Source organism: Neptunicoccus cionae, from assembly GCF_014643735.1.
GTDB lineage: Bacteria > Pseudomonadota > Alphaproteobacteria > Rhodobacterales > Rhodobacteraceae > Amylibacter > Amylibacter cionae.
This window is the reverse complement of the sequence record NZ_BMKA01000002.1, coordinates 759,827-772,264: the sequence shown is the minus strand read 5'-3', so window position 1 is coordinate 772,264 and position 12,438 is coordinate 759,827. Positions and strand designations below refer to the sequence as shown.

The 12,438-nt window shown below is 55.3% G+C and carries 11 protein-coding genes, 1 tRNA gene and 1 pseudogene; 9 read left to right on the top strand and 4 right to left on the bottom strand.

What is annotated here, in order from left to right; translation table 11 throughout:
- Positions 1-16: 16 nt before the first annotated feature.
- On the bottom strand, positions 17-1,156 hold the full coding sequence (locus IEX10_RS08955) for a phosphoserine transaminase (RefSeq protein WP_188673578.1): 1,140 nt from the start codon (positions 1,154-1,156) through the stop codon (positions 17-19).
- Between the two features lie 156 nt (positions 1,157-1,312).
- Between IEX10_RS08955 and serB the strand changes: the two genes are divergently transcribed.
- The 9 genes and pseudogenes from serB to IEX10_RS08915 all read left to right on the top strand — a co-directional run bounded on the left by serB (position 1,313) and on the right by IEX10_RS08915 (position 8,403).
- Entirely contained in the window at positions 1,313-2,191 is an 879-nt protein-coding gene (gene serB / locus IEX10_RS08950; RefSeq protein WP_188673574.1) for a phosphoserine phosphatase SerB, read from the top strand.
- 13 nt (positions 2,192-2,204) lie between these two features.
- On the top strand, positions 2,205-2,894 hold the full coding sequence (locus IEX10_RS08945; RefSeq protein WP_188673571.1) for a DUF4336 domain-containing protein: 690 nt from the start codon (positions 2,205-2,207) through the stop codon (positions 2,892-2,894).
- A gap of 97 nt (positions 2,895-2,991) precedes the next feature.
- Complete coding sequence (locus IEX10_RS08940) at positions 2,992-4,233, top strand: aminotransferase-like domain-containing protein (protein WP_188673567.1); 1,242 nt, start codon at positions 2,992-2,994, stop codon at positions 4,231-4,233.
- 226 nt (positions 4,234-4,459) lie between these two features.
- Positions 4,460-6,229 (top strand): sulfoacetaldehyde acetyltransferase, encoded by a 1,770-nt coding sequence (gene xsc, locus IEX10_RS08935; protein ID WP_188673563.1) that lies wholly within the window; start codon positions 4,460-4,462, stop codon positions 6,227-6,229.
- 122 nt (positions 6,230-6,351) lie between these two features.
- A complete protein-coding gene (locus IEX10_RS08930) occupies positions 6,352-6,948 on the top strand; it encodes an alpha-ketoglutarate-dependent dioxygenase AlkB (protein WP_188673561.1) in 597 nt (198 codons plus the stop codon).
- A gap of 10 nt (positions 6,949-6,958) precedes the next feature.
- Positions 6,959-7,048: transfer RNA gene (locus IEX10_RS08925), tRNA-Ser, on the top strand.
- A gap of 199 nt (positions 7,049-7,247) precedes the next feature.
- Positions 7,248-7,421: a hypothetical protein gene (locus tag IEX10_RS08920; protein WP_188673559.1), complete on the top strand. Its 174-nt coding sequence runs from the start codon at positions 7,248-7,250 to the stop codon at positions 7,419-7,421.
- A gap of 318 nt (positions 7,422-7,739) precedes the next feature.
- Positions 7,740-8,127: pseudogene (locus IEX10_RS20250) on the top strand (transposase zinc-binding domain-containing protein); the annotation flags it as partial.
- A gap of 39 nt (positions 8,128-8,166) precedes the next feature.
- On the top strand, positions 8,167-8,403 hold the full coding sequence (locus IEX10_RS08915; protein WP_188673557.1) for a hypothetical protein: 237 nt from the start codon (positions 8,167-8,169) through the stop codon (positions 8,401-8,403).
- Positions 8,404-8,660: 257 nt separating this feature from the next.
- On the opposite strand, the gene IEX10_RS08910 is transcribed toward IEX10_RS08915, so the two are convergent.
- From IEX10_RS08910 to IEX10_RS08900, 3 genes are read right to left on the bottom strand one after another with little or no spacing between them, the layout of a single operon-like run.
- On the bottom strand, positions 8,661-10,883 hold the full coding sequence (locus IEX10_RS08910) for a TRAP transporter permease (protein ID WP_188673554.1): 2,223 nt from the start codon (positions 10,881-10,883) through the stop codon (positions 8,661-8,663).
- Positions 10,884-10,895: 12 nt separating this feature from the next.
- A complete protein-coding gene (locus tag IEX10_RS08905) occupies positions 10,896-11,381 on the bottom strand; it encodes a DUF1850 domain-containing protein (protein ID WP_188673552.1) in 486 nt (161 codons plus the stop codon).
- Positions 11,371-12,405, bottom strand: coding sequence for a TAXI family TRAP transporter solute-binding subunit (locus IEX10_RS08900; protein WP_229678487.1), 1,035 nt, complete (start codon positions 12,403-12,405; stop codon positions 11,371-11,373). The genes IEX10_RS08905 and IEX10_RS08900 overlap by 11 nt, the downstream gene beginning before the upstream one ends.
- Between the last annotated feature and the right edge of the window lie 33 nt (positions 12,406-12,438).

The window sequence follows — 12,438 nt, the reverse complement described above, 5'->3', positions numbered from 1 at the left end:
GCGCGGGGCGAATAGCTTATTGGGAAATCTCGGCGTTAAACGCCCAGTCCAGCCACGGCAGCAGTGCTGCAATGTCGGCTGTTTCAACAGTTCCGCCGCACCAGATGCGCAGGCCCGCAGGGGCATCACGGTACGCCCCGATGTCCAGCGCAACACCTTCAGCTTCCAGCCGCTTCGCAACCGCCTTGGCAAAGGCTGCACCGTCTGTGATCCGGCCATCTGTGAACTTCAGGCAGACAGAAGTGTTGGAACGGGTCTCGGGTGTTTCGGCCAGAAAATCGATCCAGTCGTTTGCCGCGACAAAAGCTTCAATCTCGGCAAGGTTCGCATCGGCGCGGGCTTTCAGCCCTGTTTGACCGCCAACAGATTTCGCCCAATCCAGCGCGAAGAGGTAATCTTCGACACAAAGCATGGACGGCGTGTTGATCGTAGCACCGGTGAAAATACCGTCGATCAGCTTGCCGCCTTTGGTCATGCGGAAGATTTTTGGCAGGGGCCACGGCGGGGTGTAGTTTTCCAGACGCTCCACAGCGCGGGGCGACAGGATCAGCACACCGTGGGCCGCTTCGCCGCCCAGAACTTTCTGCCATGAGAAAGTCGTCACATCCAGTTTGTCCCAAGGCAGGTCTTGCGCAAAGGCCGCAGAGGTTGCATCGCAGATGGTCAGGCCAGCACGGTCTGCCGGAATGAAGTCACCGTTCGGCACACGCACACCGGATGTTGTGCCGTTCCATGTGAACACCACGTCGTCGTCAAAATTGATCGCTGAAAGGTCGGGAAGCTGGCCGTAATCCGCATTCAGATGCGTCACGTCCAGTTTAAGTTGTTTGGTTACATCCGTGACCCAACCGGCGCCGAAGCTTTCCCACGACAGCATGGTCACACCCCGCGCGCCGAGCATGGACCAAAGCGCCATTTCAACCGCACCGGTGTCGGATGCAGGAACGATGCCGATTTTGTAATCGGCCGGAACGCCCAGAATGTCGCGGGTGGTTTCGATTGCGGCTTTCAGCTTGTCTTTGCCCACGGCGGCGCGGTGGGAACGGCCAAGCGGCGCATCGCGCAACGCATCCAGTGACCACGTTGGTGGTTTCGTACAGGGGCCAGAGCTAAAACGGGGATTTTGCGGGCGTGCGCCCGGCTGAGATGTCGTCATCAGTGGTATCCTTACAGATATAAGCCTCTCGTTGGGGAGAGGTGTCCCACCGCCGCATCTAAGTTAGTTTTTGCTGCATCGCAACAGGAAACACTGGTCATTTTGACGTTTTTGGCGAATAAAGCGCCGCAAGTTGACCCAAAACAGAGTGCTCAGATGTACGTTGCGACCCTTATTTCCAAGCCCGAAGACGCCCGTGTTACACCCGAACTGGTGTCTTCTATAAAATCGCGTCTGAACGGATCTAAAGCGGATTGGCTGGCCGATGGCATCGCCTGTGATGTCTATTTTGACGCCGAAATCAGCGGCTTTGATGTGTTCTGGCGCGGGTTGGAGCGGATGCGAATCGACTTTTGCGTTCAGCCGGTGGAGGGTCGTCGTAAGAAGGTGCTTCTCGCGGATATGGACAGCACGATGATCCAGCAGGAGTGCATCGACGAACTGGCGGCAGAGGCTGGCGTCGGTGACCGGGTTGCCGAAATCACCGCGCGGGCGATGAACGGTGAGCTGGATTTTGAGGCTGCGTTGAAGGAAAGGGTCGGCCTGTTGAAAGGTCTGCCAGTTGGTGTAATCGAAAAAGTTCTGAAAGATCGGATTACCCTGATGCCAGGCGGGCCTGAACTGGTGGCGACCATGCGGGCGAACGGGGCTTATGCGGCGCTGGTTTCCGGCGGCTTTACCAGTTTCACCGAGGCTGTTGCGGACAAGCTGGGGTTTGACGAGAACCGCGCCAATACGTTGTTGCAGGAAGATGGCAAACTGACCGGCGAACACGGTGTTCCGGTGCTTGGGAAGCAGGCCAAGGTGGATGCGTTGAACGAAATTACGGCTGCCAAGGGGTTGACACCGGATGACGTGATAGCTGTCGGTGACGGGGCCAATGATCTGGGGATGCTACATCTGGCAGGGTCAGGCGTGGCGCTTCATGCCAAGCCTGTTGTCGCGGCTGAAGTGAACCTTCGGCTGAACTATGCAGACCTGACGGGTCTGCTGTATCTTCAAGGCTATAAATCGGAAGAGTTTGTGGGCGTATAACCAAGAGGGCGCGATGCTAGAAAAATTCGGGGAAAACATATGGATCGCGGCGGGCGACACCATTGATGTTTCTGGCTTTCGCTATCCAACCCGCATGGCCGTGATCCGTTTGAACAGCGGCGACCTGATGATCTGGTCTCCGGTTTCCCTGACTGACAGTCTGCGCGCTGCCGTCGATGCCCTTGGCCCTGTTTGTCACATCATTGCCCCCAATTCGCTGCACCATCTTTGGCTCGCAGAGTGGACCGCCGCGTATCGGGAAGCACGGCTTTATGCGCCGCCGGGGCTACGGAACAAGCGCAAGGATCTGACGTTTGACGAGGACCTGATCGAAGGCGCAAATGCAGCGTGGCAGGGGGAGCTGGATCAGACCATTGTTACTGGCAATCTGATCACGCAAGAGGTGGTTTTCTTTCATCGTCAAAGCAGCACAGTGCTGTTTACCGATCTGTTGCAGCAATTTCCCCAAGATTGGCACACCGGCTGGCGGCGTGTGGTAGCGCGGCTGGATCTGATGGTTGAAGCAGAACCAACAGTGCCGCGCAAATTTCGTATAGCGTTCATACGGCGCGATAAGGCACGAAAGGCGATAGCGCGTATCCTCAACTGGCCGGCGCAATCTGTGTTAATGGCGCACGGTGATCTGGTGACTGTTGATGCCGCCGCCTATCTGAAACGGGCCTTCCGCTGGTTAACAGGATAAAGCGCCGACCCCATCGCCGGAATTTCGGACCAGTTCTGCTAAATGTCTTGACAGTATGTCCGTATTGCTGACCTAAATAGGTCAGGAGGACAGACCTATGACATCACAAGAGACACCCTTGGACTGGGGCACCCGCTATGCTGCGCGCATGGCCGGTATGAAAGCATCCGAAATCCGCGAGTTGCTGAAGCTGGTGGACCAGCCGGACATCGTCTCTTTCGCCGGTGGGATACCTGATCCGGCACTGTTTCCCCAAGCGGAAATCGCGCAAATCTACGCGCAAATTTGCGGCGACCGCGCTCAGTTTGATGCGGCATTGCAATATTCCGTCTCCGAAGGGGATGCGGGTCTGCGCCAGTGGATCGTCGGTTACATGGCGAAACGGGATGTGGTCTGTGGTCCGGAAAATATTCTGATCACCAACGGCTCCCAGCAGGCGCTGGAGTTTCTGGGCCGCATGTTCCTTTCGCCAAAAGACACGGCGCTGGTCGAAGCGCCAACATACCTCGGGGCGTTGCAGGCGTTTTCAGCGATGGAACCCGTGTATGACACGCTGCCCACCGGCGCGACCAACCGCACGGCTGCGTCCTACCGAGACACGGCAGAAGCTGCTGGTGGTGGTCTGAAATTTGCTTATGTGGTGCCGGACTTTGCCAACCCGACCGGCCACACCCTGAATATCGGGGAACGGAGAGAACTGTTGCAATTCGCGCGGGATCTGGACATTCCGGTGATCGAGGACAGCCCCTATGTGGCCCTACGCTATGATGGGGAAGAAGTTCCGATGCTTCAGGCGCTTGATTGCGCGGAGCAGGGCGGGATCGAGGCATCGCGCGTGGTTAGCCTCGGGTCTTTTTCCAAGGTCTTCACCCCCGGTCTGCGGGTCGGCTGGATTTGCGCCCCTTCAGACGTGATCGGCAAGGTGACCCTGATGAAACAGGCCTCTGACCTCAGCAGTTCTGCCATTAACCAACGGGTCATCGCGACGCTTGCCTCCACACGGTTTGATCAACAGGTGGCCGAGGGCATCGCCCATTACCGTGAGAAACGGGACGCGATGCTGTCCGCGCTGGAGCAGCACATGCCCAAGGGCGTAAAGTGGAGCAAACCGGAAGGTGGGCTGTTTATCTGGGTCACACTTCCTGAAGGTCTCGACGCGACTGCCTTGCTGCAACAGTCTGTCGAAGAGGCCCGTGTTGCCTATGTTCCCGGCCATGCATTTTACGCGGATGGATCAGGGCGTAATACCCTACGGCTCAGCTTTAGTCTGCCACCGGTATCCGCGATCGAAGGCGGGATTGCCAAACTTGGAGCGCTGCTGCGGGGCGCGATAGAGTAACTGTTCGCTTTAACCGGATATTGAGGTGTGGAGTCCCAAAAACGGCAATTCACGAACGGTTTGTTGCAGCAGGTGCGCTTATCTGGAATCACGTGATGAGGTAACTGGCCCTACAGTCCTGCACAGCTTTATCGCTTTAACTGACGCAAATCCAACGGGTGCTTATTCTGCGTCCCCGCTTGGTTTCGACAAAAGCGCATCGCGTGATAACTTAAGGAACCGCCTCATGAAAATGACAACAGAAGAAGCCTTTGTAAAAGTCTTGCAAATGCACGGTATCGAACATGCGTTCGGGATTATCGGTTCGGCGATGATGCCAATTTCCGACCTGTTTCCAGAAGCGGGGATCAAGTTCTGGGACTGTGCCCATGAATGCAACGCCGGTATGATGTCTGACGGTTACACCCGTTCCTCTGGCAAAATGTCTATGATGGTTGCGCAAAACGGTCCGGGGATCACCAATTTCGTCACTCCTGTTAAGACAGCTTACTGGAACCACACACCGCTTTTGCTGGTCACACCGCAAGCGGCCAACAAAACAATCGGGCAGGGTGGTTTCCAAGAAGTAGAGCAGATGAAACTGTTCGAAGATATGGTGGCCTATCAAGAAGAAGTCCGCGACCCGAGCCGGATTGCCGAAGTTCTGAACCGCGTGATCGAAAACGCCTTCCGCGCTTCTGCTCCTGCGCAAATCAACATCCCGCGCGATTACTGGACACAAGTGATCGACATCGACCTGCCAAAAATCGTCCGTCTGGAACGCCCCGCCGGTGGTGAAACTGCGCTGAGCGAAGCTGCCAAACTGCTGTCCACCGCGAAGTTCCCAGTCATCCTGAACGGCGCTGGCGTGATCCTTGCCGGTGCGATCGAAGACAGTGCCAAACTGGCCGAAGCGCTCGACGCGCCGGTTTGTTCGGGCTACCAGCACAACGATGCGTTCCCCGGTTCGCACCCTCTGGCGGCGGGTCCGCTGGGCTACAACGGGTCCAAAGCAGCGATGGAACTGATCTCCAAAGCGGATGTTGTTCTCGCACTTGGGACACGGTTGAACCCGTTCTCCACACTGCCAGGCTATGGCATTGATTACTGGCCTAAAGATGCGGCTGTTATTCAGGTGGATATCAATTCCGACCGGATCGGCCTGACAAAAGACGTGGCAGTTGCCATTCAGGGCGATGCGAAGAAAGTGGCGCAGGAACTACTGGCCCGTCTGGATGACGGCGCAGGCGATACCAACCGCGACGAACGCAAAGCCACTATCGCCAAGACGAAATCCGCATGGGCGCAGGAACTGACCTCTATGGACCACGAGGACGACGATCCGGGCACCACATGGAACGAACGCGCCCGCGACCGCGAACCAGCCAAAATGTCCCCGCGCATGGCATGGCGTGCGATCCAGTCTGCCCTGCCCAAAGAGGCGATCATTTCCTCGGACATCGGCAACAACTGTGCCATCGGTAACGCTTACCCAACCTTCGAAGAAGGACGCAAATACCTTGCACCTGGCCTGTTTGGTCCGTGTGGCTATGGCTTCCCAGCGATTTGCGGTGCGAAAGTGGCCCAACCTGACGTGCCTGTGGTGGGCTTTGCCGGTGACGGTGCCTTCGGGATTTCCATGAACGAAATGGTTTCCTGTGGCCGTGATGACTGGCCGCCGATCACCATGATCATCTTCCGCAACTACCAGTGGGGCGCAGAAAAGCGCAACACCACCCTGTGGTTCGACGATAACTTCGTCGGCACCGAACTGGACACCAACGTGTCCTACGCCGGTATCGCGCAGGCTTGTGGTTTGGTCGGCGTGCAGGCGACTTCTATGGAAGACCTGACAGACAAGCTGGACACAGCGATTAAGGCGCAGATGAAAGAGGGCAAAACAACCTTCATCGAAGTACTGCTCAACCAAGAGCTGGGTGAACCTTTCCGCCGCGATGCTATGAAAAAGCCGGTTTCCGTGGCTGGCATCAGCAAAGACGACATGCGTCCGCAATAAATTCAGCGGCTTTGCAGAACAGAACGGCGTCGGGGTTTCCGGCGCCGTTTTTCTGTGCGCCCTCACCAGAGGCGGTTAGGATAAATGTTGCTATTTTGTTCTTGTTTTAATAAACCGGAATCATGCTGCTATCCGAAGACCTCTTCCCGATTGTTTTGCCCCGTGGCCTCACCTACTTGCCAGAGTTTCTGAGCCTGAAGGAAGAACAACGCCTGTTTGATGCGATCGAACAAGGCCCGTGGGATTTGACCTACGCCAGACGGCGGAAACACTATGGTAAGGCCTATCAGGGGGTGCCGAATGTCCGGCCCCTGTTGATGCCAGCCGCAATCATAAGGCTCGCGACGCGGATTCACAGCGAAGGTCTGTTGCCCTATGTGCCGCAAAAAGCCCTGATAAATGAATACCTTCCCGGACAGGGCATAGCAGATCACGTGGACCGCGCCGATCAGACCGGTGGGAAGGTGATATCCGTGTCTATGGGCTCTGGCGCTGAAATGCGTTTTATCGAACCATCGGGTCGCAGACATCACCTTTACCTCGAACCACGCTCGCTACTGCTGTTCCAAGGTGCTGCGCGGGACAGCTGGACCCACGGCATTGCCGGCCGACATTCCGACCAACGCCACGGCATCACAATTGCCCGAAAACGCCGAGTTTCCATTACTCTGCGATGTAGCCCAAATAAACCCCTTGCCCCCGCCGCCCAATCCCAATAAACACGCCAACGGAGACGTGGCCGAGTGGTCGAAGGCGCTCCCCTGCTAAGGGAGTAGGCTCGGAAGGGTCTCGAGGGTTCGAATCCCTTCGTCTCCGCCATCACACATAAGAAAATCATTAGATTACCAGGGGTTGTGGTGCGTCGTCCCCATTTCTGTCCCCCTATGAGGCAAGCGTCGTTAGCATTGCAAATTCTTTCATGGCTTAACGTATCGTGTGTAAGTCACTGAGATTAAACAAAGTGACATTAAGGACGACTTACTAACCGCCGGAGTTGATGGAGCGAACGAAGAAAAGTTTGTTCAACGATGATAAATCTCAGAATTTGCCATTCGATGAGATAGTTGAAGAAGTCAAAACCTTCTTGCAAAAAGAGGACGGGGTCCAATGGATGTTAGCCTTTGGGAATGAGTCTGAGATTGATTCAATGCCAGAAAACCAAGAACGTTTTGATCCAATTACTGTCTATTAAGAATATCCCAGTAGAGCTGATTTGAAGGAACGTGAGGCCGAGTTGCTTAACAATGCACTTTAAGATGAGATTAGCTATAAAACTTTATTATTTGGCCCGGGCAATAAACCCTGCTCTTAGCAAATAACGCTGTTTGGACCCATAGGCGCTGACGTCAGACAGACCGACATTCGGGTGATTCAGGTGCTGCTGGGGCATCCCAAGCTGGGAGCCACGACGATCTTTACAGAGGTGGCGACAAAAACGATCCAGGGCGTGACCATCCCGCTTGATCTGCGTGTGCAACGAAAGGGAGGCTGTAGCTAAGCCTAGCTACTGATGCTTCGTCCCAAACTGGAGGTCGCGACATCTTCCGCGCCTATGGGCCAGCTTATCTTCTTGAACATGCTCGGCAACTAAACCTGCGGCAGGTGAAGGTGATGTCTGCCGTAGAGACCTGTCGCACCGCCCCCTAGGTGGTCACGTCGCGGCCTGCATCAAGTGTGATCATCAGCACATCGCCTATAACTCGTGCTGCAGTTGACACCGCCCGAAATGCCAAGGTGTTCTGCGGGGCACGACTGGATGCAGGCGCGCAAGCACGACCTTTTGCCGGTCGCCGGATGGTCCCCGCTGGACCGCCTGCAGACCTTGGTTCTTCCTGCCGGTGAAGGTGTTGTCGCGGCTGTTCTGGTGTTTGCCCCGCGAAGGGTTGGCCAAACTGCACTAAGCGAGAAAGCTGCACTTCACCATGGGCGGATGCCGCATGATACAAGAAGAAAACCCGACCCTGATTTGCGCGGGCGCAGTACCAGTCAATGCGGCCTTTTCCAACAATCCGATGCAACAACACGCTTACAGCGGCAAAAGATGCAACAACACGCTTACAGCGGCAAAAAAGGACACGAACTTTCCAAGTCATCTTCGCGATATGGCCAGCGCAGTGCCGTCTGTCGCCAAAATTCCTCTTGATCGGATTCGTCGCCCCTGCAGCTCACGCTGATAGCAGCCACAAACCTTTGTCGAACTGGTCGTTTGGCCTTTGCTTTTCAATATCTATTTCCTGCTGTCAGGAACGGAAATAGGCATATCGAACATAGCAAGACCCATGCGAACGTTTCCAAAGATAGAGTCAACTGCTTGGCGGAATACCTTATGCCTCTGATCCGCACTTTTTCGGGGCGCTTGCCCCGGTTCTTTCCAAGCCTGTAGTTCGTCATTTTTACTGGGGCAGACATCGTGCTGTCTGCCCCAAGTTAGTCAGGCAGCTTTGGTCTCTGATGGAGCTTTGGTACGCGCCAAAATGCCCAACACGACCACAGTTCCGACAGCTATCGCGATAAGGTTGTTGGAGATCAATACCAGTCCACCCAGCGTCAGCAGCACCTTTTCGAAAAGGACCAGATCCCGCTTCCAGAACCCGATATAGGCCGCCGACAACGCAAGGATCGCGAGGATGCCGCTGGTCAGGGCCAACACAAACTCCAGCGGTGAGAAATCGACAAACAGCAGGCTTGGTGCATAGATGAACATGAAAGGCACCAAGGCCTTGCCCATCGACAGCCTGAACGCTGTTGTGCCTGTACGCATGGGATCTGCACGCGAAAGGCCTGCGGCGGCATAAGCTGCAAGGGCAACAGGTGGCGTCACATCCGCAAGCACGCCGAAGTAGAACACAAAGAAGTGGGTTGCGATCAAGGGCACATCAAATTCCGTCAGGGCGGGCGCCGCGATAGAGGCCAGAATGATGTAGGTTGGCGTGGTTGGAATGCCTGCCCCCATCAAAATGCAGGCGATGGCCACAAAGACGAGCCCAAAGAACAGCGCAATGGATTTTTCGGACAGCAATCCTGTGAAATCCAATGCGGTCACAAGGGCGGCGAGATCATAAGCCAGCTGAACAACGGCGGCTGAGAATTTGAACCCGAGGCCCGTCAGGGTTGTGACCCCCAGAAGGAAACCAACACAGGCACAGGCGGCGCCAATCGCCAGCGCAAACTTTGCCCCATCCTCGAATCCAATAACCAGACGTCTCGGCGTGAGCACAGTATCCAAATCCATATCCCGGTTACCCAACTTATGCGCCACTAGTGGAATATAGGAAAAGCCAATGGTCAGCAGAATGCCCCAGAAGGCAGCAAGGAATGGCGTGTATTGCATCAGCAGCAGAGTCACCATAACGCCCAGCGGGACCAACAAGTGCCAGGACCGCTTGAGGACCTGCGCCATCTGCGGGATTTTGTCAGCCGACATACCTGCCAGCCCCAGCCTTTTGGATTCAAGGTGGACCATCAGAAGAATGGCCAGATAGTGAAAGGCAGCCGGAATGATGGCGATCAGGATGATCTCGTTATAGGGCACGCCAAGCATTTCGGTCATGACAAATGCAGATGCCCCCATGATGGGCGGCGTCACCTGACCGCCGCAAGAGGCAGAGGCCTCAACCGCCCCGGCAAAGCGGCCCGAAAACCCCATCCTTTTCATCAAGGGAATGGTGAAGGCACCAGTTGTAACGGTGTTGGCGATGGGCGAGCCTGAAATCATGCCAAAGAAACCCGAGGACACGACTGAAACTTTTGCGCTTCCGCCAGAATGGCGACCTGCGATGATCGTTGCCAGATCAATAAACAACTGCCCCAGTCCGCTCATTTGGGCGAGGATGCCAAACAGGACAAAATGGAACACATAGGTCGCAACCACGCCGACGGCCACACCGTAGATGCCTTCGGTTCCAACAAAGAGGTGATTGATAATGCGATCAATGCCATAGCCGCGGTGGGCCAGAATGCCGGGCATAGATGGGCCGAACATGGCATAAAGAATGCAAAACGCGCCGATATAAGCCAGTGTCGGACCCATAGTACGCCGGGTGGCCTCGAGCGTCATCACGATGGCGATTAAACCCATCATGTATTCTTGTGGACGTGGGTCGCCTACATTCACGATGAAGATATCTTTGAAAAACACCGCCAGATAGGCCGAGAAACCTGCCCCGAGCGCGGCAAACAGCCAGTCGCGCAACGCAATCCGGCCCGGTTTCGCGTCTTTCCCATTTATTGGCAAAGTCAGGGCCGCCAGCGCGACCATTCCAGCACTGAAAATGTAGGTCGATGCAGTTGCGGGTAATTGTTCAAACAGGTCAAAGATCAGGAAAAGATAGAATGCGGCGAACGCAATAGATGTCCGCCACATGGCTGGGGTCGGTGCGGCGCGTTTGCGTGGGAAAACCAGAAACACCAACCCCATCACAAAAGCGAGGTGGACGGTACGGTGCATGACCTCGTTTAGAAGGCCGAATCCAGCTGTATAAAGATGGAAAAGAGACAGGACGACAGAGGTGACTGTTACAAGAACCGCGATGGGGCCTGCAATATTGCGAAAGTTAGATTCAGAGTCGAACTCCTTGATCATCGCCTCGATTTCTTCGGGTGAAAGCGTTTGCTCGGCATCAGCCAGCATCGCTTTTTCGTTTTGTTGTGACATCGTCTAGTCTCCCTACTTCCTGCAGATTTGGAGCCCAATGGATTTGGCTTCAAAATCAGCAAGTATGATTTTCTGTTCCGCTATGTGCAGCGTGTTGAGATATTCGCGCTGTATCCGCAGCTGTATGCGTTGGAATTCCCTGTCCATTTCCACAATGAATTTTCCGTTTTCAAAACGCCAGCCGGTTTCGCCGACATCGCCATCAAACGATGGGAGCCCAGCGCCATGCGCTTCAAAAATTTCCGCAACCTGATGGATTCCCGCCGGTCTTATTTCGTAAACATCAACGACCGGTGTGAGCGAGACCGAATGCACAAAGGATAACGAGAAAACTCCGGATCGGTCCGGTGAATATTTTGCAAGCACTGTGTCGGAATAGCCTTGGTAGATACACAGGTTGTCAACGGCTGGCTCACTCACGGCCGCATATGGCAATAGAAGAAGGCCCGCTAAAAAAGCGAGCCTCCAAGTGCCAAATTTATGGGTGTTACTGCCCAACACCGATTTCTTGGTAATATTTGGCCGCACCAGGGTGGACCGGGATAGAGACACTCTGCAATGCCGTCGCAGCGGCGATTTCTCGGCCCTTCGGGTGCACCTTTCCCAAAGTCTCGGTGTTTTCATACAGAGCTTTGGTCACAGCATAGATAATGTCCTCGGGCACATCAGCATGAGTGGCCCAGATCGCGCGAACCGCCAGTGTTTCCACCTCAGCGTCGACACCTTTATACGACCCGGCAGGTAGGATCGAGCTGACATAATAGGGCTGTGTTTCCTGCAGCTTGGCAATTGCAGGCCCGGTCAGCGGCACGATGCGGATTTCATGGCCGTTGGCCAGTTCGGTCACGGAAGATGTCGGCGCGCCCGCGGTAATCAACGATGCGTCCAGATTGCCGTCTTTGATCTTCTCTACCGATTGCGAGAAAGAAGAATAGTCTTCGGATACATCCTCACGCGACATGCCATGGGCCTCGATCAGATCGCCCAGAAGCTGCCATTGGCCAGAGCCCGGCGAACCGGACGAAATCGACTTGCCCACCAGATCTTCGAACTTTTCAATGCCCGAGTCCGCACGAACAACCAGCTGCACGGTTTCCGGATACAGAGCGCCGATTGCACGGATGTTCTCAACTTTACCATCTTCGAACTGGCCGGTGCCTTTGTAGGCCGCGTCCAAGATATCTGCGGCGGCAAAGGCGCTTTCGATTTCACCACGGCTTAAGAGTTTGGTGTTCGCCACCGAAGCGTTGCCGGTTTCCGCCGTTGCCGACAGCTTGGTACCGGGCAGTTCAGCAGTATTTGAAATCAGCTGAGCAAGCATGCCGCCGAGCGGATAGTAGGTGCCGCCGGTACCGCCGGTTGCGATGCCGAAGAAAGAGCGCGACTGCGCGCTGGCTACTTGGCCGGTAAGCCCAGCTAAGGGCGCGGCTGCTGCTGAAAGCATAAGGGTTCTGCGAGTAAGCATTTTGTCCTCCTGTTGATGCCAACCGGGATTCATCTCGCGACCCGGCAGGTGGATCATTGACTCAACCAGTTTCAAATGTCAAAGATGAAT

Coding starts and splice junctions, on each gene's coding strand:
- IEX10_RS08955 (WP_188673578.1), bottom strand. CDS start 1,156: ATGACGACATCTCAGCCGGGCGCACGCCCGCAAAATCCCCGTTTTAGC.
- serB (WP_188673574.1), top strand. CDS start 1,313: ATGTACGTTGCGACCCTTATTTCCAAGCCCGAAGACGCCCGTGTTACA.
- IEX10_RS08945 (WP_188673571.1), top strand. CDS start 2,205: ATGCTAGAAAAATTCGGGGAAAACATATGGATCGCGGCGGGCGACACC.
- IEX10_RS08940 (WP_188673567.1), top strand. CDS start 2,992: ATGACATCACAAGAGACACCCTTGGACTGGGGCACCCGCTATGCTGCG.
- xsc (WP_188673563.1), top strand. CDS start 4,460: ATGAAAATGACAACAGAAGAAGCCTTTGTAAAAGTCTTGCAAATGCAC.
- IEX10_RS08930 (WP_188673561.1), top strand. CDS start 6,352: ATGCTGCTATCCGAAGACCTCTTCCCGATTGTTTTGCCCCGTGGCCTC.
- IEX10_RS08915 (WP_188673557.1), top strand. CDS start 8,167: ATGATACAAGAAGAAAACCCGACCCTGATTTGCGCGGGCGCAGTACCA.
- IEX10_RS08910 (WP_188673554.1), bottom strand. CDS start 10,883: ATGTCACAACAAAACGAAAAAGCGATGCTGGCTGATGCCGAGCAAACG.
- IEX10_RS08900 (WP_229678487.1), bottom strand. CDS start 12,405: ATGATCCACCTGCCGGGTCGCGAGATGAATCCCGGTTGGCATCAACAG.